This is a genomic window from Roseateles sp. SL47 (genome assembly GCF_026625885.1).
Taxonomy (GTDB): domain Bacteria; phylum Pseudomonadota; class Gammaproteobacteria; order Burkholderiales; family Burkholderiaceae_C; genus Roseateles.
This window is the reverse complement of record NZ_CP113068.1, coordinates 5864856-5891329: the sequence shown is the minus strand read 5'-3', so window position 1 is coordinate 5891329 and position 26474 is coordinate 5864856. Positions and strand designations below refer to the sequence as shown.

The 26474-nt window shown below is 65.0% G+C and carries 20 protein-coding genes and 1 tRNA gene; 19 read left to right on the top strand and 2 right to left on the bottom strand.

Features of this window, described 5'->3' with window-relative positions:
- The first annotated feature begins 36 nt into the window (after nucleotides 1–36).
- From OU995_RS25510 to OU995_RS25435, 16 genes are all read left to right on the top strand, one after another.
- Entirely contained in the window at nucleotides 37–2397 is a 2361-nt protein-coding gene (locus tag OU995_RS25510; protein WP_267832971.1) for a Tex family protein, read from the top strand.
- 327 nt (nucleotides 2398–2724) lie between these two features.
- The gene (locus tag OU995_RS25505) at nucleotides 2725–4974 is read left to right on the top strand and encodes a TonB-dependent receptor plug domain-containing protein (protein ID WP_267832970.1); all 2250 of its coding nucleotides are present in this window, start codon (nucleotides 2725–2727) and stop codon (nucleotides 4972–4974) included.
- Between the two features lie 57 nt (nucleotides 4975–5031).
- Nucleotides 5032–6114, top strand: coding sequence for a patatin-like phospholipase family protein (locus tag OU995_RS25500; protein ID WP_267832969.1), 1083 nt, complete (start codon nucleotides 5032–5034; stop codon nucleotides 6112–6114).
- Between the two features lie 420 nt (nucleotides 6115–6534).
- Nucleotides 6535–8454, top strand: coding sequence for a threonine--tRNA ligase (gene thrS / locus OU995_RS25495; protein WP_267832968.1), 1920 nt, complete (start codon nucleotides 6535–6537; stop codon nucleotides 8452–8454).
- A gap of 66 nt (nucleotides 8455–8520) precedes the next feature.
- Entirely contained in the window at nucleotides 8521–9066 is a 546-nt protein-coding gene (gene infC, locus OU995_RS25490) for a translation initiation factor IF-3 (RefSeq protein WP_267836381.1), read from the top strand.
- Between the two features lie 170 nt (nucleotides 9067–9236).
- The gene (gene rpmI / locus OU995_RS25485; RefSeq protein WP_029001830.1) at nucleotides 9237–9440 is read left to right on the top strand and encodes a 50S ribosomal protein L35; all 204 of its coding nucleotides are present in this window, start codon (nucleotides 9237–9239) and stop codon (nucleotides 9438–9440) included.
- 26 nt (nucleotides 9441–9466) lie between these two features.
- Nucleotides 9467–9823, top strand: a complete 357-nt coding sequence (gene rplT / locus OU995_RS25480) for a 50S ribosomal protein L20 (protein ID WP_058934277.1) — start codon at nucleotides 9467–9469, stop codon at nucleotides 9821–9823.
- 129 nt (nucleotides 9824–9952) lie between these two features.
- Nucleotides 9953–10990 (top strand): phenylalanine--tRNA ligase subunit alpha, encoded by a 1038-nt coding sequence (gene pheS, locus OU995_RS25475; protein ID WP_267832967.1) that lies wholly within the window; start codon nucleotides 9953–9955, stop codon nucleotides 10988–10990.
- Between the two features lie 21 nt (nucleotides 10991–11011).
- Nucleotides 11012–13429 (top strand): phenylalanine--tRNA ligase subunit beta, encoded by a 2418-nt coding sequence (pheT, locus tag OU995_RS25470; protein WP_267832966.1) that lies wholly within the window; start codon nucleotides 11012–11014, stop codon nucleotides 13427–13429.
- An 85-nt stretch (nucleotides 13430–13514) separates the two neighbouring features.
- The gene (locus tag OU995_RS25465; RefSeq protein ID WP_267832965.1) at nucleotides 13515–13880 is read left to right on the top strand and encodes an integration host factor subunit alpha; all 366 of its coding nucleotides are present in this window, start codon (nucleotides 13515–13517) and stop codon (nucleotides 13878–13880) included.
- A gap of 40 nt (nucleotides 13881–13920) precedes the next feature.
- The gene (locus tag OU995_RS25460) at nucleotides 13921–14427 is read left to right on the top strand and encodes a MerR family transcriptional regulator (RefSeq protein WP_267832964.1); all 507 of its coding nucleotides are present in this window, start codon (nucleotides 13921–13923) and stop codon (nucleotides 14425–14427) included.
- A gap of 34 nt (nucleotides 14428–14461) precedes the next feature.
- A tRNA-Pro gene (locus tag OU995_RS25455) sits at nucleotides 14462–14538 on the top strand.
- 367 nt (nucleotides 14539–14905) lie between these two features.
- Nucleotides 14906–16048, top strand: a complete 1143-nt coding sequence (locus OU995_RS25450) for an ABC transporter permease (protein WP_267832963.1) — start codon at nucleotides 14906–14908, stop codon at nucleotides 16046–16048.
- On the top strand, nucleotides 16045–16893 hold the full coding sequence (locus OU995_RS25445; protein WP_267832962.1) for an ABC transporter ATP-binding protein: 849 nt from the start codon (nucleotides 16045–16047) through the stop codon (nucleotides 16891–16893). The genes OU995_RS25450 and OU995_RS25445 overlap by 4 nt, the downstream gene beginning before the upstream one ends.
- Nucleotides 16894–16928: 35 nt before the next feature.
- Nucleotides 16929–17894, top strand: coding sequence for an MlaD family protein (locus OU995_RS25440; protein ID WP_267832961.1), 966 nt, complete (start codon nucleotides 16929–16931; stop codon nucleotides 17892–17894).
- A gap of 1 nt (nucleotide 17895) precedes the next feature.
- On the top strand, nucleotides 17896–18570 hold the full coding sequence (locus OU995_RS25435) for an ABC-type transport auxiliary lipoprotein family protein (protein WP_267832960.1): 675 nt from the start codon (nucleotides 17896–17898) through the stop codon (nucleotides 18568–18570).
- A 21-nt stretch (nucleotides 18571–18591) separates the two neighbouring features.
- On the opposite strand, the gene OU995_RS25430 is transcribed toward OU995_RS25435, so the two are convergent.
- A complete protein-coding gene (locus OU995_RS25430; protein WP_267832959.1) occupies nucleotides 18592–19449 on the bottom strand; it encodes a hypothetical protein in 858 nt (285 codons plus the stop codon).
- A gap of 217 nt (nucleotides 19450–19666) precedes the next feature.
- Nucleotides 19667–21877, bottom strand: a complete 2211-nt coding sequence (locus OU995_RS25425) for a sodium-translocating pyrophosphatase (RefSeq protein WP_267832958.1) — start codon at nucleotides 21875–21877, stop codon at nucleotides 19667–19669.
- Between the two features lie 442 nt (nucleotides 21878–22319).
- Here OU995_RS25425 and ppa point away from each other — a divergent pair, with 442 nt between their 5' ends.
- The 3 genes from ppa to OU995_RS25410 all read left to right on the top strand — a co-directional run bounded on the left by ppa (nucleotide 22320) and on the right by OU995_RS25410 (nucleotide 26474).
- On the top strand, nucleotides 22320–22862 hold the full coding sequence (ppa, locus tag OU995_RS25420) for an inorganic diphosphatase (RefSeq protein ID WP_267832957.1): 543 nt from the start codon (nucleotides 22320–22322) through the stop codon (nucleotides 22860–22862).
- Nucleotides 22863–23442: 580 nt separating this feature from the next.
- The gene (locus OU995_RS25415) at nucleotides 23443–26157 is read left to right on the top strand and encodes a metallophosphoesterase family protein (RefSeq protein WP_267832956.1); all 2715 of its coding nucleotides are present in this window, start codon (nucleotides 23443–23445) and stop codon (nucleotides 26155–26157) included.
- A 32-nt stretch (nucleotides 26158–26189) separates the two neighbouring features.
- Nucleotides 26190–26474: a hypothetical protein gene (locus OU995_RS25410; RefSeq protein WP_267832955.1), complete on the top strand. Its 285-nt coding sequence runs from the start codon at nucleotides 26190–26192 to the stop codon at nucleotides 26472–26474.

Below are 26474 nucleotides of genomic sequence, written 5' to 3'. Positions count from 1 at the left end.
CGTTTCGCTGTTTTGGCCCCTGGGCCTGTAGTTGTCTTGGACAAAATCCTTCTTCAGATTGCCGCCGAGCTGAACGTCCGCCCGGCACAGGTCAATGCCGCTGTGGAACTGCTGGATGGAGGAGCGACCGTGCCCTTCATTGCGCGTTACCGCAAGGAAGCCACCGACGGCCTGGACGACGCCCAGCTGCGTGAACTCGAAGTCCGCTTGGCCTACCTGCGTGAACTGGAAGAGCGCCGCGAAGCAGTGCTCAAAAGCATCGAAGAGCAGGGCAAACTCACGCCCGAACTGGCCGCCGCCATCTCCGCTGCACCCACCAAGCAGGAGCTGGAAGACCTCTACCTGCCCTACAAGCCCAAGCGCCGCACCAAAGGCATGATCGCCCGCGAAGCCGGCCTGGAGCCGCTGGCGGATCAGCTGTTTGCGGACCCCACGCTGGACCCCATGGCGGAGGCCGCCAAATGCCTCAACGCCGAGGCCGGATTCGCAGACGCTTATGCGGTGCTCGATGGCGTTCGCGACATCCTGTCCGAACGCTGGGCCGAAGACGCCGCGCTGATCGGCAAGCTGCGTGAATGGCTGTGGGAAGAAGGTCTGTTCAAGTCCAAGCTGATGGACGGCAAGGACGAAAACAATCCGGACATCGCCAAGTTCCGCGACTATTTCGATTACGCCGAACCGATCCGCACCGTGCCCTCACATCGGGCCCTGGCTGTCTTCCGTGGCCGCACGCAGGAATTCCTGGATGCCAAGCTGGTGCTGGATGAGGAAGTGGTCCCCGGCCAGCCGACCATGGCCGAAGGCCGCATCGCCCGCCATCTGGGTTGGACGCACACCAAGCGCGCCTGCGACGACCTCCTGCGCAAGACCATCGCCTGGACCTGGAAGGTCAAGCTCTCCCTCAGCCTGGAGCGTGACCTGTTCTCGCGCCTGCGGGAGGAGGCCGAGAAGGTGGCCACCAAGGTCTTCGCCGAGAACCTGCGCGATCTGCTGCTGGCCGCACCGGCCGGCAAGCGCGTGGTGATGGGCCTGGACCCCGGCATCCGCACCGGCGTGAAGGTGGCCGTGGTGAGCGACACCGGCCGTGTGCTGGACACCGCCACGGTCTATCCGCATGAACCCAAGCGCGATTGGGAAGGTTCCATCCACACCCTCGGTCGCCTGTGCGCCACCCACGGGGTGAACCTGATCGCCATCGGCAACGGCACGGCCTCCCGCGAGACCGACAAGCTGGCCGCCGACCTCATCAAGCGCATCCAGCAGATGCTGTCCCAGGCGCAAGGCGCACCCGCAGCCGAGATCCAGAAGGTGGTGGTCAGCGAGGCCGGCGCCTCGGTGTATTCCGCCTCGGAGTTCGCCTCCAAGGAATTGCCGGAGCTGGACGTGTCGTTGCGCGGTGCCGTTTCCATTGCCCGGCGCCTGCAGGATCCGCTGGCCGAGCTGGTCAAGATCGACCCCAAGTCGATTGGTGTGGGGCAGTATCAGCACGATGTCAACCAGAGTGAACTCGCCCGCACGCTGGATGCGGTGGTGGAAGACTGCGTGAACTCGGTGGGGGTGGACCTGAACACGGCGTCCGCACCGTTGCTGTCGCGGGTGTCCGGCCTGTCGGGCAGCGTGGCCAATGCCATCGTGCGCTGGCGCGATGCCAACGGCGCCTTCCGCAACCGTCAGCAACTGCTGGATGTGAGCGGCCTCGGCCCCAAGACCTTTGAACAGGCGGCCGGCTTCCTGCGCATCCGCGATGGCGACAATCCGCTGGACATGAGCGGCGTCCACCCCGAGACCTATCCGGTGGTGCAACGCATCCTGACCCAGGTGTCGCGCCCCATCCATGACCTGATGGGCAAGAGCGACGTCATCCGCACGCTCAAGCCCGAAGCCTTTGCCGACGAGCGTTTTGGCGCCATCACCGTCAAGGACATCCTCGCCGAGCTGGAAAAGCCGGGTCGTGACCCGCGCCCGGACTTCAAGGTGGCGCGCTTCAACGACGGCGTGGAAGACCTGAAGGACCTCAAGGAAGGCATGGTGCTGGAAGGCACGGTGTCCAACGTGGCTCAGTTCGGTGCCTTTGTCGATCTGGGGGTGCATCAGGACGGCCTGGTGCATGTGAGCCAGCTGTCCAACAAGTTCGTCAACGACGCTCGCGAAGTGGTCAAGACCGGCGACATCGTCAAGGTGAAGGTGCTGGAAGTGGACATGGCCCGCAAGCGCATCTCGCTGACCATGAAGCTGGAGGCCCCGGCGCCGCGCGCCGGCAGCAAGCCGGACAACAGCTTCCGCCCGCCTGCCCGCAATGAACGCCAGGGCGGCGGGGCCCGGCAGGGTGGCGGGGATCGCCAAGCTGCGCCGGTGGGCAATGCCATGGCCGCAGCGTTCGCCAAGCTGAAGCGCTGACACCCGGCTCCAGTCCGGCGGAGATGCCTTCCGCCGCTGGGGAGACCTGAGCGCCGCCCCAACGGGCGGCGTTTCTCTTTCCGGGGCCCCAGCGAACCGCCCAGAAAATCACGGCAGCGGCACTCGACAAAGCGCTGTGTCTGAAGCATGCCACTGACCTTCAGCACGGTCACACATTCCTGCCATCATCCGCCCATCGTGGCAGTCGTCCGAGCTCGGACCCCCAGAAGGAGTGGCCCTCTGCCCCAAGAGCAGAGGCCGCGCAGGGGAGGGGTGGGTAGGAGGCCGGCCATGCGTCTCTATCGACTGCACACTGCGGAGCTCCGCTTGAATCACAGCCTTTTCGACCGTGGCCTGGCCCCGGTCCGCTCGTTTGTTTCTCCCCTGTCGACCGGCCTTGGTGGCGTCCCGCTGCTGGCGGCGCTGGGCCTGCTGATGGTGTCGTCAGCCCCCGCGCGGGCGCAGGACGTCACGGGTGCGCCCGGGGCGGAGTCGCCGTCACGCCGTCTGGACCGGGTCGAGATTACAGGCCGCCAGCAGAGTGACACCGAACTCCGTCGCCGCGCGCCGGTGGCCAAGCAGATCTATGGCCGCGAGGAACTGGACAAATTCGGCGACACCAACGTGGCCGATGTGCTCAAGCGCTTGCCCGGGGTGAATGTGGCCGATGGGTCGCCGCGCATGCGGGGGCTGGGGTCGGGTTACACGCTGATCCTCCTCAATGGCGACCCTGCGCCTCCCGGCTTCAAGCTGGACCAGCTGGACCCTGCCCAGGTGGAACGCATCGAGGTCACCAAGGGCCCCACCGCCGACCAGAGCGCGCAGGCGGTGGCGGGGGCCATCAACATCATCCTGAAGGAAGCGCCTCGGGCCAGCCAGCGCGACCTGCGCCTGGGCATGGTCTACACCAACGACCATCCGGTGGCCAATGCCACCTTCACTCTGGGTGAGCGGCTGGGCCCGGTGTCACTCTCGCTGCCGCTGTCGGGTTTTCAGTGGCGCGCGCGCAGCGTCTTGAATGCGGCGCGGCCCGGCACCGATGAAAACGACCAGCCGGTGGTGGCCTCGCAGCATGGCAACCAGCTGAACTATGGGCATGGGTTCAACAGCTCGCCGCGCGTGAACTGGCGCATCAATGACGACCAGACCCTGAGCTTCCAGGGCTTTGCCCAGAAGGGTTGGTGGAGCACTGATGTCCGCACCAGGCCGGACGCGGTCTACAACACCCCGCAGCTCGACCAGGATTCGGACAACGACGGGACCTGGCAGATGCTGCGCGGCAATCTGCAATGGAACAACCGCTTCACCGACACGCAAAAGGTGGAACTGAAGGCGGGCATCCAGGACGCGCGCAGCAGCTTCAACAACCACACCTACGATCCGGACCTGCCCATCGACGCCTTGGGCGGCAACAAGGACCGCAGCTACACCCAGGCCGGCAAATACAGCCAGTTGCTGGGGGACGATCACACCGTGACCGTCGGTTGGGACCTGGAATGGCGCCGCCGTACGGAAACCCGCACCACGCTGGTGGATGGGGAGCCCCAACTGGCTTCGCTCAACGGCGAGGACTTCGGCGCCCGTATCCAGCGCCAGGCCTTCTATATCCAGGACGAATGGGAAATCAACCCGCAGTGGTCCACCTACTTCGGCCTGCGCCAGGAACGCATTGTCAGCACCAGCCGCGGCATTGATGTGGACGTGCGTAATGTCAGCAGCGTGCTCACCCCGCTGTGGCACCTCAACTACAAGATCGACCCCAAGGGCAAAGACATCATCCGGGGCAGCCTCACCCGCAGCTACAAGGCGCCGGAGCTGACCCAGCTGATGGGCCGCTACACCCTCAACAGCAAATACCAGCTGGAGACCGAGACCAACGACGAGCTCTCACCCGACCGCGTTGGCAACCCGGCCCTGAAGCCGGAGCTGGCCACCGGCCTGGATGTGGCGTATGAGCATTACCTGGCCGGCGGCGGGCTCTTCAGCCTGGGCTTCTTCCATCGCAACATCAACAACCTGATCCGCAACGTCACCACGCTGGAACCCGCGTCGGCGCTGGTGCCGGTGCCCCGTTACGTACTGCGACCCACCAACTTCTCCCGTGCGCAGACCTCGGGCGTGGAGGTGGAACTGAAGGGCCGCGCGGGTGAATTGCTGCCCTGGGTGTTCGACCCGAAGACGGCGCTCAACCTGCGCAGCTCGCTGAGCGTTTACCGGTCGCGTGTGAAGGCAGTGTCCGGCCCGGACAACCGCCTGGACCAGCAGCAGCCCTGGATGGGCAACCTGGGCATCGACTACCGCTTCACTGGCCTGCCGCTGACCACCGGTGCCAATCTGAGCTTCACGCCCGGCTACATCACCCGCCAGACCAACCGGCAAACGCTGGAGACCTCGCGCACCCGGTCGCTGGATCTATTCGCACAATGGACTTTCTCCCCCAGTACCTCGATGCGGCTCTCGGCCAATAATCTGGCCCCGTTGGACACGCAGACGCTCACCGCGGTGGGGAGCGACTACGGCTATGTGGAGCGCCGCACGCGCACCTGGCTGGGCGTGTCCATGGACATGAAGCTCTGACCCCCCTGCGACCCGGCATCCCATCAGGCCGGCGCACCGAGAAAGGATGATCCGCTGATGCAGGCATTGCAGATCCTGGCTGGCCCCAAGGCGCGTGCGCGCCTGCGGGATCGTGGCTTGCGCGCCGAGGATGTCCATGTGGTGCCGGGCGCGGCAGGCGGCCCCAAGGGGCTGATCCTCAACCCGCTGGACCAGTTCATCTTTGGCGAGTTCCTGCCGGCGGCCGGTCAGCCGGTGCATCTGCTGGGGGCGTCCATCGGTGCCTGGCGCATGGCGACGGCCTGTGTGGCCCGCACCGCCAGCCAGACCCGCGATGAATTCGCCCGACTGGCCCACGACTACGCGCACCAGACTTACGACACCGAGCCGGGCAAGCAACCGCTGCCGGAGACGGTGTCGCGGCAGTTCATGGGCAAGCTGAACGAGGTGTTTGGCGGGCGCGAGGCGGAGGTGCTGAACCATCCGCTCTACCGGCTGCATGTGTTCACCTCCCGGGGGCGCCATGTGCTGGGGCGCGAGAGCCGTTGGCGGACACCGCTGGGCTACCTGGGCGCGTTTGCCACCAATGCGGTGTCGCGGCGAGCCATGGGCACCTGGCTGGAGCGGGTGGTGTTTTCCGATCCACGTGCGCCGCTGCCGATGCCGCTGCACGACTACCGCAGCCGGCAAGTGGCCCTGGACAGCGCCAACCTGCTGCCCAGTGTGCTGGCCAGTTGCTCTATCCCGTTCTGGCTGCTGGCGGTGCACGACATCGCCGGGGCACCGGCCGGCGCTTACTGGGACGGTGGCATCACGGACTACCACCTCCACCTGAACTATGCCGCGATGGTCGGCGACGGCCTGGTGCTGTACCCGCATTTCCAGCGCCAGGTCATTCCGGGCTGGCTGGACAAGGCTCTGCGCCATCGCCATCGCCCCAGCGCCTTCCTGGACAACGTGGTGCTGCTGACGCCCCATCCCGACTGGGTGAAGACCTTGCCCAACAGCAAGTTGCCGGACCGCAACGACTTCAAGTTCTACGGCGATGATGTCGGCCGCCGCGCCCGGGACTGGCTCAAGGCGGTGGCCGAGGCCGAGCGGCTGCGGGAAGAGTTGCAGGCTGCCTGTGCCCGGCCCAGCCTGGAGGTGTTGCCGTTGTGACGCGTCGTCCCAGGGATTTGCTCGGGCGGGCAGGCCGCGGCTTCAGCGGCTCGGTTATCATTAACGAGCAGGCCGCCCTGGCGCATGTTTTCAGCGAGTCTTTTCAACACGGTTGGGCAACCAACCAGTTGAAGTTGAAGGCGATTGAAGGCGGCTGAGGCCGATTAAGGCCGATAAAGGGCGATAAAGGGCGGCCCCCAGACATCCGTAGCGAGGCGACCCTGTCGTTCGGCTACCTCTCATCTCTTTCGATAAGGACCGGGAAAGGCGTATTGGTTATGACACCGCGAACTACTACCTCCACCACGAAGGTTTAGTCGGCCGCGGCTCGCTCACGTCTTTCATCGCTGCTCACCCCGGGCAGCCCCCAGAAAAAGCGCGGCAAGTGGCCGCGCTTTTTTGTTTTCTGGAGCAATTTTCATGATTTCCATCCAACTGCCTGACGGTTCCAAGCGTGAATTCCCCCAACCGGTGACGGTGGCGGAAGTGGCCGCCTCCATTGGTGCGGGCCTGGCCAAGGCCGCACTGGCCGGCCGTGTGGGCACGGGCGACGAGGCCAAGCTGGTGGACACCAGCTATCTGATCGACCGCGACCTGCCGCTGGCCATCATCACCGAGAAGGATCCGGACGGTCTGGAGGTGATCCGTCACTCCACCGCCCACTTGCTGGCTTATGCGGTCAAGGAACTGTTCCCCGAGGCGCAGGTCACCATCGGCCCGGTCATCGAGAATGGCTTCTACTACGACTTCTCGTACAAGCGTCCTTTCACGCCGGAGGATCTGGCCGCCATCGAAGCCAAGATGACCGAGCTGGCCAAGAAGGATGAGAAGGTGGTGCGTTCGGTGCTGCCGCGCGACGAGGCCGTGAGCTATTTCAAGGGCATTGGTGAAGCCTACAAGGCCGAGATCATTGCCAGCATCCCGGCCAACGAGGACGTGTCGCTGTATGCCGAAGGCGGTTTCACCGATCTTTGCCGCGGCCCGCACGTACCGTCCACCGGCAAGCTCAAGCATTTCAAGCTGATGAAGGTGGCCGGCGCCTACTGGCGCGGCGACCATCGCAATGAACAGCTGCAGCGCATCTATGGCACCGCCTGGGCCAGCAAGGATGACCTGCAGGCCTACCTGCGCATGCTGGAAGAGGCCGAAAAGCGCGACCACCGCAAGATCGGCAAGGACCTGGACCTGTTCCACATCGACGAACACGCGCCCGGCGTGGTGTTCTGGCATCCCAAGGGCTGGACGGTCTGGCAGGAGGTGGAGCAGTACATGCGCCGTGTCTACCGTGACAACGGCTATCAGGAGGTCAAGGGCCCGCAACTGCTGGACAAGTCGCTCTGGGAGGCCACCGGCCACTGGGAGAAGTATCGCGACAACATGTTCACGACCGAATCGGAAAAGCGCGACTACGCGCTCAAGCCGATGAACTGCCCGGGGCACATCCTGATCTTCAAGCACGGCATCAAGAGCTACCGCGACCTGCCGCTGCGTTTTGGTGAGTTCGGCCAATGCCACCGCAATGAGCCGACCGGCGGCCTGCACGGCATCATGCGGGTGCGCGGCTTTACCCAGGACGATGGCCACATCTTCTGTACCGAAGACCAGATCCTGGCTGAATGCGTGGCCTACACCGCGCTGCTGCAGAAGGTCTACAAGGACTTCGGCTTCACCGACATCATCTACAAGGTGGCGACGCGGCCGGAGGCACGCATCGGTTCCGATGAGGTCTGGGACAAGGCGGAATTCGCCCTGATGGAGTCGCTGCGCGCCTCCGGTGTGGAGTTCATCATCGCCCCGGGCGACGGCGCCTTCTACGGCCCGAAGATCGAATACACCCTGAAGGACGCCATCGGCCGCCAGTGGCAGTGCGGCACCATGCAGGTCGATTTCTCGATGCCGGGGCGCCTGGGCGCCGAGTACGTGGCCGAGGATGGCGAGCGTCACACCCCCGTGATGTTGCACCGCGCCATCGTCGGTTCGCTGGAGCGTTTCATCGGTATCCTGATCGAACAACATGCCGGTGCGCTGCCGGTTTGGCTGGCGCCGACCCAGGTGGTTGTGGCCAATATCACTGATGCGCAAGCGGATTACGTCAGTGAAATTGTGAAAACGCTGCAAAAACAAGGGGTTAGGGTCCAGGCCGATTTGCGGAACGAAAAGATCACGTATAAAATCCGCGAGCATTCCCTGCAAAAGACTCCGTTCATCCTCGTCGTTGGCGACAAAGAGAAGGCGAACGGGGCTGTTGCAGTGCGCGCCCGTGGCAACCAGGACCTGGGGGTGATGTCGCTGGAAGACTTCGCTGCAAAGCTGTCTTCCACCATCGCTGAGAAGGCCTGAGTCGGGCGCGCTTTGCTTTTTGTTGATCATCCGGGCCCTGCCAAGGCCCGCTGAAAGGTAACCACCATCGCTACTTTTGCTGACCGTCGTGCGATTCCCGAGCGTAAGCATCGGCTGAACCGTGAAATCATCGCCCCTGAAGTCCGTCTGAATGGTCCTGAAAACGAGCCCATCGGCATCGTGAGCATTCAGGAAGCGCTTCGTATGGCTGGTGAGCTGGACGTCGATCTGGTCGAAATCGCCGCCACAGCCACTCCGCCGGTCTGCCGGCTGATGGATTACGGCAAGTTCAAGTACCAGGAGCAGAAGCGCGCAGCGGAAGCCAAGGCCAAGCAGAAGGTCATCGAGGTCAAGGAAGTCAAATTCCGCCCGGGTACGGACGAAGGCGACTACCAGATCAAGATGCGCAATCTGCGCCGCTTCATTGCTGAAGACGGCGACAAGGGCAAGGTCACGCTGCGCTATCGCGGCCGCGAAATCACCCACCAGGACATCGGTATGCGCATGCTGGAACGCATCCGCGATGAACTGGCGGATGTGGCGGTGGTGGAGCACATGCCCAAGCTCGAAGGCCGCCAGATGATCATGGTGCTGGCGCCCAAGAAGCGCTGAGCTGCCCGCTGAGCCTCCGGTCTTACAGGCCCCGGTTCTGCGGCAACGCAGGGCCGAACAGTTTCAACCCGTCGATCTGGTCGTCGGCGGGTTTATTAGTCTCCTTCAGGCCATCAAGTGCAGCGGTTTCCCCGCAGCCGCCTGGAGGGACGCATTTCTAAGGAGCAGTCATGCCCAAAATGAAGACCAAGAGCAGCGCGAAGAAGCGTTTTCGCGTTCGTCCGGGTGGTACCGTCAAGCGCGGTCAGGCGTTCAAGCGCCACATCCTGACCAAGAAGACCACGAAGAACAAGCGTCAGCTCCGCGGCGCCGCGAACGTGCATGAGACCAACATGGGCCACATCGCTGCGATGTTGCCTTTCGCTGGTCTGTAATCCAGCTGTAGAGAAGGAGATACAACATGCCTCGCGTCAAACGTGGTGTTACCGCACGTGCTCGTCACAAGAAGGTCCTGGCTCTGGCCAAGGGCTTCCGTGGTCGTCGTAAGAACGTCTTCCGCATCGCCAAACAGGCGGTGATGAAGGCGGGCCAATACGCCTACCGTGACCGCCGTGCCAAGAAGCGCGTGTTCCGCCAGCTGTGGATTGCCCGTATCAACGCGGCAAGCCGTGGCCTGGGTCTGAGCTACAGCAAGTTCGTGGCTGGCCTGAAGAAGGCCCAGATCGACATCGACCGCAAGGTCCTGGCTGATCTCGCCGTCAACGATCCTGCTGGTTTTGCCAGCATCTTCGCCAAGGTGAAGGCCGCTCTCGCTTAATTGCCACATGCCGCCCGCTTACGCGGGTGGCTGCGGCAGCCCCGGTTCGCCCGGGGCGCCATTTTCAAAGGCCGACACCTCGGTGTTCGGCCTTTTCTTATTGTCTGTTCCGAATTGAGTCGCCCCGCGATGAACGATCTCGATCAATTGCTGCAACAGGCCAGCGGTGAATTCGCCGCCGCCGCCACGCCCGCCGACCTGGAAAACGCCAAAGCCCGATTTTTGGGCAAGGCCGGCCAGGTCACCGAGCTGATGAAAGGGCTGGCCCAGCTGTCGGTCGAGGAAAAGAAGACACGCGGCGCACAGATCAACCAGCTCAAGCAGGGCATCGAGGCCGCACTGACCGCCCGTCGTCAGGCCCTGGCCGATGCCGAACTCAACAAGCAGCTCAGGGCCGAAGCCCTGGACGTCACCCTGCCCGGGCGCCAGCGCGGCACCGGCGCGCTGCATCCCATCACCCGCGCCATGGAGCGCATCGAAGCGATCTTCGGTTCGATGGGATTCGACGTGGCCGACGGCCCCGAGATCGAGAACGACTGGTTCAATTTCACCGCGCTCAACACCCCGGCGGACCATCCCGCCCGGTCGATGCATGACACCTTCTATGTCGAGAACGGTTTTGTGCTGCGCACCCACACGAGCCCGATGCAAATCCGCTATGCGGTGCAGCACGTCAAGAAGCATCAGCATCTGATCGATGCCGGGCAGGCCATGCCGGAGATCCGCGTGATTGCGCCGGGCCGCACCTATCGGGTGGACAGCGACGCCACCCACTCTCCCATGTTCCATCAGGTCGAAGGGCTGTGGGTGGGGGAGAACATCAGCTTCAAGGATCTGAAGTCGGTCTACGTGAACTTCATGCAGCAGTTCTTCGAGACCACCGACATGGAGATCCGCTTCCGCCCCAGCTACTTCCCCTTCACCGAACCCAGCGCCGAGATCGACATGATGTTCGGCTCCGGCCCGCTCAAGGGCCGTTGGCTGGAAGTGTCGGGCTCGGGTCAGGTGCATCCGCAGGTCATCCGCAACATGGGCCTGGACCCGGAGCGCTACATCGGCTTTGCCTTCGGTTCCGGCATCGACCGCCTGGCGATGCTGCGTTATGGGGTGAACGACCTGCGCCTGTTCTTTGATGGTGATCTGCGTTTCCTGTCGCAATTCAAGTAAAAAAGCCCGAAAGACATCGACATGCAATTCCCTGAGTCCTGGCTGCGGGCCTTTTGCAATCCTGCGCTGAACACCCAAGAGCTGGCCGAGCTGCTGACCATGTCCGGCCTGGAAGTGGAAGAACTCCGTCCGGTCGCTCCCCCGTTCCACGGCATCGTCGTGGCCGAGATCGTCGAAGCGGTGCAGCATCCCGATGCAGACCGCCTGCGTGTGTGCAAGGTCAATGCGGGCGGCCCGGAGCTGCTGCAGATCGTCTGTGGCGCGCCCAATGCCCGCGTGGGCATTCGCGTGCCGCTGGCCACCGTCGGTGCTGAACTCCCGCCGGGTGAAGACGGCAAGCCGTTCAAGATCAAGGTGGGCAAGCTGCGAGGCGTCGAGAGCTTCGGCATGCTGTGCTCGGCCCGTGAGCTGAAGCTGACCGAAGACCATGGGGGCCTGCTGGAACTGGCTGCCGACGCACCGCTGGGTCAGAACATTCGCGAGCACCTGCAACTGGACGACACGCTGTTCACGCTCAAGCTCACGCCCAACCTGGCGCATGCGCTGAGCGTCTACGGCATCGCCCGTGAAGTGTCCGCGCTCACCGGTACGCCGCTGAATGCCCCGGCGATCACGCCGGCTGCGGTCACTCATCAGGACAAGCTCCCCGTCCGCGTGGAAGCCGCCGACCTGTGTGGCCGTTTCTCCGGCCGTATCGTGCGCGGCGTCAACACCAAAGCCATCACCCCGGCCTGGATGGTGGACCGTCTGGCCCGTTGCGGCCAGCGCTCGGTATCGCCGCTGGTGGATATCTCCAACTACGTGATGTTCGAGCTGGGCCGGCCCTCTCACATCTTCGATCTGGACAAGATCCACAACGAGCTGGTGGTGCGCTGGGGCCGCAAGGGTGAGCAACTCAAGCTGCTCAACGGCAACACCATTGAGCTGGACGAGACCGTGGGGGTCATCGCCGACAGCCAGCAGGTGGAATCGCTGGCCGGCATCATGGGCGGCGACGCCACGGCCGTGTCGGACGACACGACCAACGTGTATGTCGAAGCCGCCTTCTGGTGGCCCAAGGCGGTGATGGGGCGTTCGCGCCGCTTCAACTTCTCCACCGATGCCGGTCACCGCTTCGAGCGGGGGGTGGATCCGTCGGGCACCACCGACCACATCGAGCGCATCACCCAGCTGATCGTTGAGATCTGCGGTGGCCAGGCCGGCCCGATGGACGACCATGTCGTGGCGCTGCCGGAGCGCAAGCCGGTTGCTCTGCGTGTGGACCGTGCCGCCAAGGTGATCGGCATGCCGGTGACGCAGGCCGACTGCGAAACCGTCTTCAAGCGCCTGGGACTGGACTTCAGTGTTACCGCCCCTGACGTGCTGACGGTGCTGCCCCCGACCTTCCGTTTCGATCTGCAGATCGAGGAAGACCTGATCGAGGAAGTGGTGCGGGTGCTGGGTTACAGCAAGCTGCCCGCCACGCCGCCGCTGGCTCCGGTGGTCGGCAAAGTGCCCAGCGAGACGCGCCGCAGCGTACACGCCCTGCGCCATGCCGTGGCCGCCCGCGATTACTTCGAAACCATCAACTTCAGCTTCGTGGAAGCGCGTTGGGAACGCGAACTCGCGGGCAACGAGCAACCCATCCAGCTGTTGAACCCGATTGCCGCCCCGTTGGCAGTGATGCGCAGCAGCCTGATGGGCAGCCTTGTCCAGGTGTTGCGCAACAACCTGGCGCGCAAGGCACCGCGGGTGCGGGTGTTTGAGATTGGCCGTGTGTTCCTGCGGGACGCCTCGGTGGAAGAGAGCGACACCACCATTGCCGGCGTGCGTCAGCCCTTGCGCCTGGCCGGCCTGGCCTGGGGCACGGCGGACCAGCAGCAATGGGGCGAGCGTGACCGCCCGGTGGACTTCTTCGACGTGAAGGGTGACATCGAGGCCTTGCTGGCCCCGCGTGCCCTGCAGTTCGAAGCGACCGTGCATCCCGCTCTGCATCCGGGCCGCAGCGCCCGCGTGCTGCTGGACGGTGTGGAGATCGGCGTGGTGGGCGAACTGCATCCGAAGTGGCGTCAAAGCTACGAGCTGCCGTCGGCCCCGGTGCTGTTTGAACTGGCGCTGGACGCCGTGCTGGCCCGCCTCGTGCCGCAAGGCAAGGGAGTTGCGCGCCTGCAGGCGGTGCAGCGTGACCTGGCGGTGATCGTTGGTGAACAGGTGACCCATGCCTCGCTGATGAATGCCATCCACAGCAGCGGCGAGACCCTGGTACGCTCCGCCCGTTTGTTTGATGTCTTCAAGCCGGCCCAGCCGACCGCTGAGCTCAAGGCTGGGGAACGCAGCCTCGCCGTGCGCCTGGAACTGCTGGACGACGACAACACCCTGACGGATGAGCGCATCGAGCAGGCGATGGCCAAGGTCGTGGCGCGGCTGGGTGAACAGCTGGGAGCCCGCTTGCGGGGCTGAGGCCCAGGCCCGTGGGGTGCCCTCGGGTCAGGGGCCCCCGGGCGGGGCGAGCGGAACGAGGACGCGCGAGAGGAGAGGGAAGCCGATGAGCGACGATGACATCAAGGAACAGGCGAGGGTGCTGCTGGGCAGCCTGGAAACGCCGACGCTGACCAAGGCGGAACTGGCCGAGCTGCTGTTCGACAAGCTGGGCCTGAACAAGCGCGAGTCCAAGGACATGGTCGAGGCCTTCTTCGACATCATTCATGACAGCCTCTCCAGCGGCCGTGAAGTGAAGTTGTCGGGCTTCGGCAATTTCAATATCCGTCGCAAGGCGCCACGCCCCGGGCGCAATCCGCGCACTGGTGAGTCGATCCCCATCAAGGCGCGTAATGTGGTGACTTTCCACGCCAGTCACAAATTGAAAGAAGCTGTGCAGGGGAACGCGCCCGCTGCCGGAGACTTCGAGTAGAGTCTGACCTCCGTCCCAGCTGCCGGAGCACCTGATTCCAATGGACATCACGCTTCCCGCCATTCCCGCCAAGCGCTACTTCACCATCGGTGAGGTGAGTGAGTTGTGCGGCGTGAAGCCGTATGTGCTGCGCTATTGGGAACAGGAATTCACCCAGCTCAAGCCGATGAAGCGGCGCGGCAACCGCCGCTACTACCAGCACCACGAGGTGCTGCTCATCCGCCGCATCCGGGACCTGCTGTATGACCAGGGCTTCACCATCAGTGGCGCCCGCAATCAGCTGACCGAAGCCGCACACGGCACACACGCCGGCCAAGGCCCCGCCACACAAGCCCAGGAATTCCGCGCCGAAGCGATGGCGGCGGCGGAGCAGGCCGCGCATCTCTCACAGCTGCCGCTGCGTGACCTTCAAGGCCGCGAGTCGTTGCGCGCGCGGGCCGCAGAGGTGTCGGATGGGGCGGCGCACACCACGGTGTCGTTGGAAAAACTCTCTCTGGAAGAAGTGAGAGAAGAATTGTTGGCCATCCGCGAGAGTTTGCTTGCGTAAGCGTTTAAAACGCGTATAGAATCTAAGTCTTCGTCGGGGTGTAGCGCAGCCTGGTAGCGCACTTGCATGGGGTGCAAGGGGTCGCGAGTTCGAATCCCGCCACCCCGACCATTTATAAGAAGACTGAACGCCTGATACTGAAAAGTATCAGGCGTTTTGCTTTGTGCGGTTCATGTTGCACAGCCATGGCATCACGGCACAGCGCCACCACAGCGCCACCACAGCGCCACTCCAGAGGCACCGGAGCGGCACCACGTCGACTCGCGCACCCACGAGCGCACCCAATCTCACTCCAAATCTCGCACCAGCGCTCGTATCCTCTGCGCGCTCCCCCCTCCGGGCTAGCGCAGGCTCCCCCTCCCGGCCTATCGCAGCCCCCCTCCCGGCCCATTGCAGGCTCCCCCACCTGGTCCAGATCAATGAACGGAAGTCGCCAAGCGCCTATGGGGCGTCTGCGGGCCGTTATGCTGTGCGGGTCATGGAGCAAGCGCCCGTCATTGATTCAACCCCCCGTCTGCTGAGCAGCCAGGATGGGGGTCAGGTCCAGGCCCGCTTGGAAGGGGAGTGGACTCTGTTGTCCCTGCGCGAGCGCGTCGAAGTGCTGCGTGCGGAACTGTCCGCGCTGCCTGCGTCTGGCGTCGCCTGGGACCTGAGCGCTGTGAGCCGCATGGACCCCACCGGGGCGCTGCTCTTGTGGCAGGCCTGGGGGCGGCAGCAACCCGACCAGCTGCAATGGCCGGCTGCCCCGGCGGCGTCGATGTTCCAGGCCCAGTTTGCGCGGCTCAGTGCCAAACAGGGCAAGGTCACCCGCCCTCACCGCAGGGAGAGCCCCTGGAAGCTGGGCCAGGGGCTGTTTAATCTCGCCGAGCATCTGATCGAGGCCATCGCCCTGTTCGGTCAGGTCGTGCGCGATGTCGGCCGCATGATTCGCCATCCGGGGCTGATTGCCTGGTCCGACATCTCCGCCCACATCTACCGCAGCGGCGCCCAGGCCTTGGGCATTACCGCGCTGGTGGGGGTGCTGGTCGGCATCACCCTGTCCTATCTCATCGCGCGGCAGTTGCAGAACTTTGGCGCCGATATCTATGTGATCAACATCCTGGGCATCAGCGTCTGGCGGGAGCTGGGCCCGCTGCTGGCGGCCATTCTGGTGGCAGGGCGCAGCGGCTCGGCCATGACCGCGCAGATCGGGGTGATGCGGGTCACGCAGGAACTGGATGCGCTGTCGGTGATGGGCATCTCGCACACGGTGCGGCTGGTGTTCCCCAAGATGGCGGCCCTGGCGCTCTCCTTGCCCCTGGTGACGGTCTGGACCAGCTGCATGGTGCTGCTGGGCGGCATGCTGGCGGCCCGCGCCACCCTGGGGCTGGACTATGTGCAGTTTCTGCAAGGGCTGCCGGCGTCGGTGCCGGTGGCCAATCTGTGGCTGGGCGTGTCCAAATCCGCCGTGTTTGGTGTGCTGATCGCCTTTGTGGCGTGCCATTTCGGGCTGCGCATCCGGCCCAACAGCGAAAGCCTGGCGGCCGGCACCACCGATTCGGTGGTGTCGTCCATCACGCTGGTCATTGTGGTGGATGCGATCTTTGCGGTGATGTTCTCCAACGTGGGGCTCAAGGCATGAGTGGCAACTGTGAAGAAGCCGGGCAACCGGTGTCGGACGATGTGGTCATCTCGGTGCGCCATGTCGGCACCGTCCTGGGGGGCGTACGCATCCACAAGGACATCAGCCTGGATGTGAAAGCCGGCGAGGTGCTGGGCATCATCGGCGGCTCCGGCAGCGGCAAGACGACACTGCTGCGCTTGATGCTGGGCCTGGAGCGCCCCAGCGAGGGCGAAGTGCTGGTGCTGGGCCACCGGCTGGGCAACTGCGAAGCCACCGATCTGGCCCGGGTGCGCCATCGCTGGGGCGTGCTGTTCCAGCAGGGCGCACTGTTTTCGGCGCTCACCGTCTTCGACAACATCGCGCTGCCGCTGCGGGAGCTCAAGACGCTGCCCAAGGATCTCATCGCCGAACTCGTGATGCAAAAGCTGCAGCAGGTGGGCCTGAAGCCGGAGGACGGCACCAAGATGCCGTCCGAACTGTCCGGCGGCATGATCAAGCGGGTGTCGCTGGCCCGCGCGCTGATCATGGACCCGCAACTGCTCTTCCTGGACGAGCCCACCGCCGGCCTCGACCCCGCCAGTTCCAAACGCTTTGTGCAGCTGATTGAAAGCCTCAAGCGCGAAATGGCGCTCACGGTGGTGATGGTCACCCACGATGTGGACACGCTGTTTGCGCTGGTGGACCGTCTCGCCGTTCTGTCCGACCAGCAGCTCGTGGCCCATGGCCCGCTGGAGCAGGTGGTGCAGATGCAGCATCCCTTCATCCGCAATTTCTTCCTCGGCCACGTCCAGCGTTGCGCCGAAGAAAACCTCCGCAGCTATCGGGACGCCCTGCACCATCAGGACGACCCGCAGCCCGCCTGACCGCTTAACCGTCTCTGCACAAACCGATCGATCTCATGGAAAACAAAGCCCACGCCCTGGCCACCGGCTTGTTCGTGCTGCTGCTGGGGGCCGCGCTGGTGGTGGTGGTCCTGTGGTTCCGAGGGGACCGCGGCGACACCCAGTCCTTCACCGTGGTCTCACGCGCCGGTGTGCCCGGCCTGAATGTGAAGGCGCCGGTGAAGCTGCGCGGTGTGGTGATCGGGAAGGTGGACAGCATCCGCTTTGATCCGGCCGAGGGGCGCCAGATTCTCGTCGGCATCGAAGTGGATGCCGATGCACCGATTGCCCCCGGCACGATGGCCAAACTCGGTTATCAGGGCATTACCGGTCTGTCGTTCATCGACCTGAATGACGGCGACCCGCCGCAAAGCCCGCAGCAAAACGTGCTCCAGACGCGCCGCATTCCGCTCGCCCCCTCCGTCCTGGACCAGCTCACCGACATCGGCCCCAAGCTGGCTGCCAATGCGCTGGAGACGATGAAGCGCATCAACCTGGTGCTGAGCGATGCCAACCAGCAGCAGTTCAGCCAGACGCTGGCGCAGCTGAAGGAGGCGTCGGCGGGCCTGAATCAACTGGTCAACGAGATGCATCCAACGGCGCAGGCCTTGCCCTCGCTGGTGAAGAATGCGGACGGGCTGGTTGTCGCCGGCCAGAAAACGCTCGGCCAGGTGGATCAATTGGCGCAGAAGGGCGGCGACATGGTCGATGCCTACAAGGCGCGGGCCACCGAGCTGGACAAGATCGGGGAAGCGGCGGCGCAGTTGCAGGCGTCGATCAAGCGCATGGAGCTGTCGCTGGTGGGCGGCGGCGAACGGCCGCGTCAACAAGCGCTGTTTGAAGATCTGTCGCGTGCGGCACGTGCCTTGGAGCGAGCGGCGCAAGGCCTCGGGGACCAGCCGCAGAGTCTGATTCTGGGGCCGCAGCCTGGCCCGGCAGGTCCGGGAGAGGCCGGTTTTGATGCGAGCCGCAAGGAGAAATGAGTTGAAGGCGTCTGTGATCAGCGTGGCCGGCACAACGGCTTTGACGATGGAGGCCTCGTCTGGGCCTTCCCCGGGTCCTTCCCCGGTGGTGCATCGCCGCCGCCTGCTGACCGGCCTGGCCTGTGTGGCCGTGGCCCCGGTGCTGGCCGCCTGCGGCAGCCGCCCCGTCCCGCCCCGCAGCCTGGACCTGGGCCCCGCACCGGTCTGGCCCGCCCAGACGGTGCTGCCGCGCCGGGTGGATCTCCAGTCCGTGTCCGCGTCGGAGTTGATGTTGGGCACGGGCGTGGTTTACCGGCTGGACGACACCGACCCCTACACCCGCCGCAGCTATCGCGACAGCCGCTGGGCGGCGCCGTTGTCGAGCCTGATGAGCCAGCGCCTCAAGCAGATCAATAGCCGCGCGACAGTGGCCGCGGGTGCCGAAGGCGTGCCAGCGGCGGTGGTGAATGTGGAGCTCGATGACTGCGTGCAGCGTTTTTCCAGCGCAACCCACAGTGAAGTGACCCTGCGCCTGACTGCACGCGTCGGGATTTTGAGCCGGACCTTCGAAGCGACTGCAGCCGCCGGGGGCGATGCCGATGGCGCTGTGCGCGCCATGGCGCAATTGCTGGACCGGCTGGGCGTGGACCTCCTGGTGTGGGCGGCCGCCACGCCCCGCCCACCGGTCAAGGCTTAAAGGGCTCGCCCGCCAGCGCGTTCAGAACGACGCGGCGATGCCGCCGCCGAGCCGCTGCTGGCGCTGGCGCAGGAAGGCTTCCGCCATGCCGGACTCCGGCTGCAGGCGTTGGCCGATGTAGAGCTCCTGGCGGCGCTCGGTGATCTGGGCCCGCAGCCGATTGGCCATGATGGTCAGCGGCTGCAGGCCTTTGCGTTCGGCCTGTTCGATGGCTTGCCCCAGCTGATGCATCTGGTGATTCACCAGCAGCGCGGCATGGGCCTGCACCACACGCAGGCGCCCCTGGACGCTGCGCTCCGCCTGCCGCAGCCAGGCCATGACCGCATCCGCATCACCGCCCTTGACCTTGAACTGGCTTTCACCCGCGGCCAGCAGCAGTTGTTCCAGACGTTGGCGGTCCGAAGCGGCATAGGCTTCGTTGACTTCCATCATCTTCTGTTCGCGCCGGCGGCGCTCCGTCTCGTCCGGCGCCAGATCGGGGTGCAGGCGCATGGCGGCCCGGCGGTAGAGCGTCTTGAGCGGCGGCGGGCCCACATGCACCAGCCCGCCTTCAGGTTCCGGCGGCAGCGGCGCGCGGGGCGGCAGGTGTGGCAGAAGCGGCGTGGCGGTGGCGCGGGGCGGTTCCGGGGCGCGGGTGTCCACGCCGTTGCGGCCCAGGGCCTCGTGCAGGTAGCGCATGGCGCAATAGAGCTGCGATTCCAGCGCATCCAGCTCCATGTAGAGCGGTCCCAGGGCGGCCACATACCGCTCGATGAAGGCCTGCAGCCAGGTGCGGCTGGCTGCGTAGGCGGCTTCTTCATCGGCGAGCTGACGTTGCAGGTCGGCCAATTCTTCGCGGCGGCGGTCGAGTTCGCGCGGCGTGATGGCCTGGCTGGTCATGGTGGCAAGCGTCCCTGAGTGTCTTTGATGGAGTTTGCCTGATTCTGCCGCGCGCGGACCTTCCCTCAAAGCCCAAACAGGCCGTCTGAGCGCGGTATTTCTTGGCGTTTGATGCGGGGCGGGGCGAAACCGCCCGGTTTCCGTCCACGGGTGAGGGTTTGCCCGGGGCCCCGGGGGGCCTGGAACTGCGGGAGGGGCGCGCGGCGCCCCGGGGCCGTCAGGGCTGCGAGGCAGCCGGCGCCATCTCGCTGGCCGACGGCATCGGTCCGCTGGCCACCAGATCCGGCATGCTTGGCGCGGAGCCCTCCGGCGCGGATGCACTGATCGGCATTGGCGTCGGCGCTGCGTGGCCGGCCGCCGGGCCGGTGCCGCCCACGGCAGGCAGCAGCGGCACGATCAGCAGCGCCACGATGTTGATGATCTTGATCAGCGGGTTCACGGCCGGTCCGGCCGTGTCCTTGTAGGGGTCGCCCACCGTGTCACCGGTGACGGCGGCCTTGTGGGCCTCGCTGCCCTTGCCGCCATGGTGGCCGTCCTCGATGTACTTCTTGGCGTTGTCCCAGGCACCGCCGCCCGTACACATCGAAATCGCGACAAACAGCCCGGTCACGATGGTGCCCATCAACAGGCCGCCGAGCGCCGCCGGGCCCAGCAGCAGGCCCACGACGATGGGCGCGATGACCGGCAGCAGCGATGGCACGATCATCTCCTTGATGGCGGCCGCTGTGAGCATGTCCACCGCACGACCATATTCCGGCTTGGCCGTGCCTTCCATGATGCCCTTGATGTCGCGGAACTGGCGCCGCACTTCCTCCACCACCGAGCCGGCTGCACGGCCGACCGCTTCCATGGCCATTGCACCGAACAGATAGGGAATCAGGCCGCCGATGAACAGGCCGACGATCACCCTGTGGTTGCTGAGATCAAAGCTCACCGACAGGCCACGGCTTTCCAAGGCATGGGTGTAGTCCGCAAACAGCACCAGGGCGGCAAGGCCGGCCGAACCGATGGCATAACCCTTGGTGACGGCCTTGGTGGTGTTGCCCACCGCGTCGAGCGGGTCGGTGATGTCGCGCACGTTCTCCGGCAGTTCTGCCATTTCCGCGATGCCGCCTGCGTTGTCGGTGATGGGGCCGTAGGCATCCAGGGCCACAACGATGCCGGCCATGCTCAGCATGGCGGTGGCGGCGATGGCAATGCCGTAGAGCCCGGCCAGTTTGAAGGCGGTGAGGATGGCGATGCAGACGAAGAGCACCGGCCAGGCGGTGGAGCGCATGGAGACGCCCAGCCCGGCAATGATGTTGGTGCCATGGCCGGTGGTGGACGCCTGGGCCACATGCTGCACTGGTTTGTAGTCGGTGCCGGTGTAGTACTCGGTGATCCACACCATCGCGGCGGTGAGCACCAGACCCACCAGGCAGGAGAGGAAGAGCTGGTGGGCGCTGATGGTGGGGCCGCCGGCCGGGGTGAGGTCCTGGGGAAACAGGGCGCGGGTGATGAAGTAGAAGGCGATGGCCGAGAGCACACCCGCCACGATCAGGCCTTTGTAGAGCGCTGGCATGACGTTCTTCATGCCGGGTGTGGCCTTGACGAAGCCGCAGCCGATGATGGAAGCAATGATGGAGACACCGCCCAGCACCAGCGGGTAGACCACCACCGCCGCCGACATGCCGCCGAAGGTGAGGGCGCCCAGGGCCATGGTGGCGATGAGGGTCACGGCATAGGTTTCGAAGAGGTCGGCCGCCATGCCGGCGCAGTCACCGACGTTGTCGCCGACGTTGTCGGCAATGACGGCCGGATTGCGGGGATCATCTTCTGGAATGCCGGCTTCGACCTTGCCGACCAGATCGGCACCAACGTCCGCGCCCTTGGTGAAGATGCCACCGCCGAGGCGGGCAAAAATGGAGATCAGGGAAGAACCAAAGGCGAGGCCCAGCAGAGGCTTGAGGGCGTTGCTGTCGGTCTGCTGGAGATCATGGCTGACCCAGAGGAAGAACAGGCCCACCCCCAGCAGACCAAGGCCGACCACCAGCATGCCGGTGATGGCGCCCCCTTTGAAGGCGACATTCAGCGCCGGGGCCATGCCCTGGGTCGCCGCCTGCGCCGTGCGGACATTGGCCCGGACGGAGACGTTCATGCCGATGAAACCGCAGGCGCCCGAGAGGACAGCACCGACCACAAAGCCGATGGCGGTGAGGAGGTCCAGCGCGACGGCAATGAGGATGGCGAGGACCACGCCGACAATGGCGATGGTGCGGTATTGACGGGCCAGGTAGGCCGCCGCACCCTGCTGGATCGCGAGCGCGATCTCCTGCATGCGGGCATTGCCGGCGTCCTGGGAAAGAATCCAGCTTCTCTGGATGAAGCCGTAAAGCACCGCGGCCAAGCCGCAGGCCAGCGCAAAATACAGCGCCATACTGATCGACATGTGTTGTCTCCTTTGTTTTGAGACGCCCTGATGCCCACAGCGCCGGTCCTGCGCGCAAGCACACATACAGGCCGTGAGAACGATGCTAAATCTCGGTGCGCAACTGGGGGTAGGCGTTTACCAGTGGATGGGACACGAGGGTGTCAGGGCTTTCAGGGGGGACGGCAAGGACTGGCCCTGATGGACTGGCTCTGCGGGACGGGCTCTGCGGGACGGCCCCTACTGCGATCACCCAGCACCAACGGCACGGGCCGGCCCCTGTTTCCTCCATGTCCCTTCTGTCCGGCTCCGCCGGCCATTCATTCCTTGACTTCCGGAAACAGGGGCCGGCCCGTGCCGTTGCGAGACATTGGGGTGATCGGGGTGATCGGGGTGGGGGAGGGGGTTCTGGCGTGTGCCTCTAGAATCACGGCTTACCGGATTCCCATCGCTGTCCAACATCATGAGCCTGCACAAAGTCACCCCCGGCCCGAAGGCCCCCGAACAGTTCAACGTCGTCATCGAAATCCCGATGAACGCCGATCCGATCAAGTACGAGGTCGATAAGGAAAGCGGCGCCCTGTTCGTCGACCGCTTCATGACCACCGCCATGCACTACCCGTGCAACTACGGCTATGTGCCCCAGACCCTCGCCGACGACGGCGACCCGGTCGACGTGCTGGTGATCACCCCCTTCCCCCTCACCCCCGGCGTGGTGGTGACCTGCCGCGCGATCGGCATGCTGGACATGGACGACGAAGCCGGCGGCGACGCCAAGCTCCTGGCCGTGCCCACCACCAAGATCCTCCCCATCTACGAGCACTGGACCAAGCCCGAAGACATCAACCAGATGCGCCTGAAGGCCATCCAGCATTTCTTCGAGCACTACAAGGACCTGGAAGCCGGCAAGTGGGTCAAGGTCAAGGGCTGGAAGGGCCCCGAAGAAGCCAAGGCCGAAATCACCAACGGCATCGCCAACTACGCCAAGGCTCAACAAGCCGTCTGAGCGACTCCCTCGCCCCTCGGCTGATCACACACAAGGCGCCTTCGGGCGCCTTTGCTGTTTGTGCTTTGTTGTTTTTGCCGAGAAGTGCCGTCCCCCAGAGGAAGGACTGGGTGCTTCGTACGCCAGCTGGATCACGAAGTGAGCTACCCGTCTTGCACAATGGTTCACATCCCAGGCGTTTTCGCCATCTCCGCCAGAACCGTCAGGCCCCCAGCGGCACTGACCGGGCCAGAGGGCCATGCGGAAGCGCATCACGCCGTAGGAAAGCCGAAACGGTCCAAGCATCAGGGAAGCAATCACCATGGCCCAGGAACAAGGCGTGACAGAGCGAAAGGGCGGCCCATGGCCTGACATGTCGCGGCCGCCCACACAGCCCAAGCCACATCCACATCCACAGCAAGCCCACAGTCCCACCGCAGGCCAAGGATGGGCCGGGCGGGTCGGCGGCTTGGTGAGTGGCCTGGTGAGCGGGCTGGTGGGAGATCCTGCGCCCGCAGCCGAGCCCGCTCCCAACGGTCCGCGCGGTCTGGCCCCGTCGGCAGGGGAAGCTACGGAGGCCGCGGAGCAAGAGGCCGGCGCCATGTCCGGCCCGGGGGCAGACCCGTCGGCGTCGCAGACGTTTTCAGCCGCACGGCCGTTTCGCATCTTCCACCTGTCGGATGTTCACTTCGGCCATCATTTCGACGAGTCGGTGTGGAACTATGTCGGTGAACTGGCGCGGCGGGAGCGGCCGGATCTGGTGGTGTGTACCGGAGATCTGGTGGACCACGGTGGCTTGTTCATGCTGGCCGCCGCCCACAAGGAATTCCAATCGCTGCTGGAGACCTTGAACCGCCTGAACCGCGAAACCGGATCGCCCCGGGAGGTGCAACTGCGTTGTGTGCCCGGCAATCATGACTGCGGCCCCTGGGGCAATCTGAAATTCCGCCCGTTCTCCACCAATTTTGGGGCGGTGTTTGGTCAGGGGGCTTTTGAGCTGCCAGCGGCCATGCCCTCCTATCTGGCTTATCGCCGCAGTTCGTTCCCCGTGCGCTGCCTGCTGCGGTTGCGCATGACGCCGGCGCTGTACGCCCGCAAGTGGTGGACCTCCGCCAAGCGCTTCATCGCCCGGCAGGACAGCGGCTATCGCATCGACCTGCTGCGCAGCGACGACCCGCAGGAGGTGGTGCTGGTCTATCTCGACAGCAATGACGCCATGCGCCTGGCCACCGGCAATGTGAATGCGCGCGAGGTGACCAAGCTCAAAGCGCAGATGCTGAACCTGCGCGAGGCCCCGGGTGCGCGCCCGTTTGTGCCGCGCATCGCGCTGCTGCACCACCATCCGCTGCCCATTCCTGAAGCCTCCATCGCGGAAGGCCTGACGTCGTTTGAGCCGTTTCTGGTGCTGCGCAATGCGGGGCTGGTGCTCAAGGAACTCAACCGGTGCGATGTGGACCTGATCCTGCACGGCCACAAGCACTACGCCGCCTTTGGCCGGCTCGGCTATTCCATCGACCATCACACCGAAGGCGAAATCGCCGTGCTGGCCGCCGGCAGCGGCGGTGTGACGCATTCGGAGTCCGGCCGGAACTCGGTCAATCTGATCGACATCCTGGAGACCGGGCGCATGTCCTTCCGGTCCATCCATTTCGGTGCGGGCGGCGGCGCCCCGGTGCATGAGATCGCACGTGGCAAGAAGGAGATTCACGGCATCGACATGCACAAGGCCCGGGTGCATCGGCGTGCCGCCGAGCGGCAGGGCCAGTGGATCGACACGGTGCGGCATGCGGTCGGCGTGGATGCCACCGGCGTGGCCGTGGTGCAGACCGATGTCAGCCAACACTGGTTTGAGCGGCCGCTGCCCACGCAGGTGGTGCCGGTGGTCTGCTCGGTGTCGCTGGGGCGCATCTCCCACAACACCATCGAGCTGAATGAGACCTCCAAGAGCGCCGGTTACCAATGGGTGGACCGGCCGCAGGGCCCCGTGCAGCGGGTGCGGGCCGGCATCCATGTCGGGCGTCGGTTGACCGGCCCGGCCGTGGACTACGGCTACCGCTACAAGTGCTTCAACACCTACGCCATCACACGCTGGGAAACCGTGGCGGCCTGCGAGCGTGAGGCGCTGCAGCGTCGCAAGGCCACCAGCGCCCAGGCCCGGCGCCCCCGTGTGCGACTGGCCGAGCTGGAAGTGACGTCCTATGTGGTGCGCGCACCTCTGCGCCAACTGGTGCTGCGGGTGCAGTTGCCGGGCGGACACTATCCGCTCAAGCCCTTTGTGCAGGTGATGCGCTGGAGCACCTATCCAGCCACGCCGCTGGACGACTATCTGCAGTTCCATGAGCACGGGACTGAAGGCGAGTGGGTCAATGATGCGGAACTGACCGCGCATGAGTCCGGCCATCTCTCCCAGATCGGCGAAGACGTGTGGGAACTGCGGGTGAGTTTTCCGATGGTGGGCCACCGTTATGACGTGCGCTGGCGGGTGGAGCCGTTCCGCCCCGCCGTTCCGCTTCAGGACACCACCCGCATCCGTGGCCGCACCTTGGCCATGCGGGCCATCCTGCTGAGCCGGGAGACGATGGCTGCCTACGAAGGCCCGCTGCGGGCCTGGGAGAGCGAGTTCCGCGATGTGCTCAACGGCGTTGGCTCGGCCGGGCACGGGCTGGACGATGCCGAGATCGCCATGTTCACCTACGACGAGTCCCGCCATGATCTGGTGCAGAGCCTGGTGCTCTCGCCGGGCAAGGACTATGTGGTGCCGCACCATCCGCTGGTGGTGCCACTGGGCGAGGGCGTGATCGGCGCCGCATTCAAGCGGTCATTGCCGGTGATGTATGTGGATCCGCAGCTCAGTGACAGCCAGCACGAGGCCGCCTATCTCTATTCCGAAGACGACGGTGGCCCGCACGGTGCCGCACTGTCGGGCACCCGTTGGAAATATGTGCTGGCCTTTCCGCTGTCGTCCTACTCCGCTGGCGTGACCCCCGATTGGGGGCCGCACACCACGGTGGGGGTGTTGACGGTGTCGTCCGAGCGGCTGGACAGCGGGCTGGTGGAACTGGTGGGGCCGATGTCCTGGCTGGCCGACGGCTCGGCGGATTCGCTGCCGGAAGAGGCCCCCGAAGACACGGCGGACGGCACCAGCCCGGACAGCGGCGATGCACCGGCAGGTGATCCGCAAGGCCATGTCTTGTCCCGCCGGCGGGATCTGGGCAAAGTGCTGTGGGTGTGCGCCCACCTGCTGGTCGACTTTCTGCCCGAAAGTCCGGATTACGCCGCCCGTTGGTCGGACCGCAACTTGCCGAACGCGCACTGACTGCTAAACTTTGAACACTTTCGGAGCGCTTTATGGCATTTGTTCGTACAACGGGCGGTTTGCTTCAGTTGCAGTCTCACAAGCTGACGAATGCTGACCTTCGCCAGGCGGCGGACTTTGCACGTGATGTGCTGAAGAAGCCTGAACTCAGCAACCGCATTCTGGCCGCCCAGCGCAAGCAGGGCGCCACTCCCTCCACGCAGTCGTCCTACCAGGCGTCGCACAACGTGCGTCCGCTGTCCGGCCGTGTTGACCACCAGGCCCCCGTGCTGGATGACCTGGACGCGTTTTCTCCGGAACTCTTCCGCGCCGCCTGA

Excerpts from the sequence above, each read along its gene's own strand:
- rplT (WP_058934277.1), top strand. The coding sequence starts at position 9,467 with ATGCCTCGCGTCAAACGTGGTGTTACCGCACGTGCTCGTCACAAGAAG.
- OU995_RS25445 (WP_267832962.1), top strand. The coding sequence starts at position 16,045 with ATGAGTGGCAACTGTGAAGAAGCCGGGCAACCGGTGTCGGACGATGTG.
- OU995_RS25410 (WP_267832955.1), top strand. The coding sequence starts at position 26,190 with ATGGCATTTGTTCGTACAACGGGCGGTTTGCTTCAGTTGCAGTCTCAC.
- OU995_RS25440 (WP_267832961.1), top strand. The coding sequence starts at position 16,929 with ATGGAAAACAAAGCCCACGCCCTGGCCACCGGCTTGTTCGTGCTGCTG.
- thrS (WP_267832968.1), top strand. The coding sequence starts at position 6,535 with ATGATTTCCATCCAACTGCCTGACGGTTCCAAGCGTGAATTCCCCCAA.
- rpmI (WP_029001830.1), top strand. The coding sequence starts at position 9,237 with ATGCCCAAAATGAAGACCAAGAGCAGCGCGAAGAAGCGTTTTCGCGTT.
- OU995_RS25460 (WP_267832964.1), top strand. The coding sequence starts at position 13,921 with ATGGACATCACGCTTCCCGCCATTCCCGCCAAGCGCTACTTCACCATC.
- OU995_RS25465 (WP_267832965.1), top strand. The coding sequence starts at position 13,515 with ATGAGCGACGATGACATCAAGGAACAGGCGAGGGTGCTGCTGGGCAGC.
- pheT (WP_267832966.1), top strand. The coding sequence starts at position 11,012 with ATGCAATTCCCTGAGTCCTGGCTGCGGGCCTTTTGCAATCCTGCGCTG.
- OU995_RS25450 (WP_267832963.1), top strand. The coding sequence starts at position 14,906 with ATGGAGCAAGCGCCCGTCATTGATTCAACCCCCCGTCTGCTGAGCAGC.
- OU995_RS25500 (WP_267832969.1), top strand. The coding sequence starts at position 5,032 with ATGCAGGCATTGCAGATCCTGGCTGGCCCCAAGGCGCGTGCGCGCCTG.
- OU995_RS25430 (WP_267832959.1), bottom strand. The coding sequence starts at position 19,449 with ATGACCAGCCAGGCCATCACGCCGCGCGAACTCGACCGCCGCCGCGAA.
- OU995_RS25415 (WP_267832956.1), top strand. The coding sequence starts at position 23,443 with ATGTCCGGCCCGGGGGCAGACCCGTCGGCGTCGCAGACGTTTTCAGCC.
- pheS (WP_267832967.1), top strand. The coding sequence starts at position 9,953 with ATGAACGATCTCGATCAATTGCTGCAACAGGCCAGCGGTGAATTCGCC.
- ppa (WP_267832957.1), top strand. The coding sequence starts at position 22,320 with ATGAGCCTGCACAAAGTCACCCCCGGCCCGAAGGCCCCCGAACAGTTC.
- OU995_RS25425 (WP_267832958.1), bottom strand. The coding sequence starts at position 21,877 with ATGTCGATCAGTATGGCGCTGTATTTTGCGCTGGCCTGCGGCTTGGCC.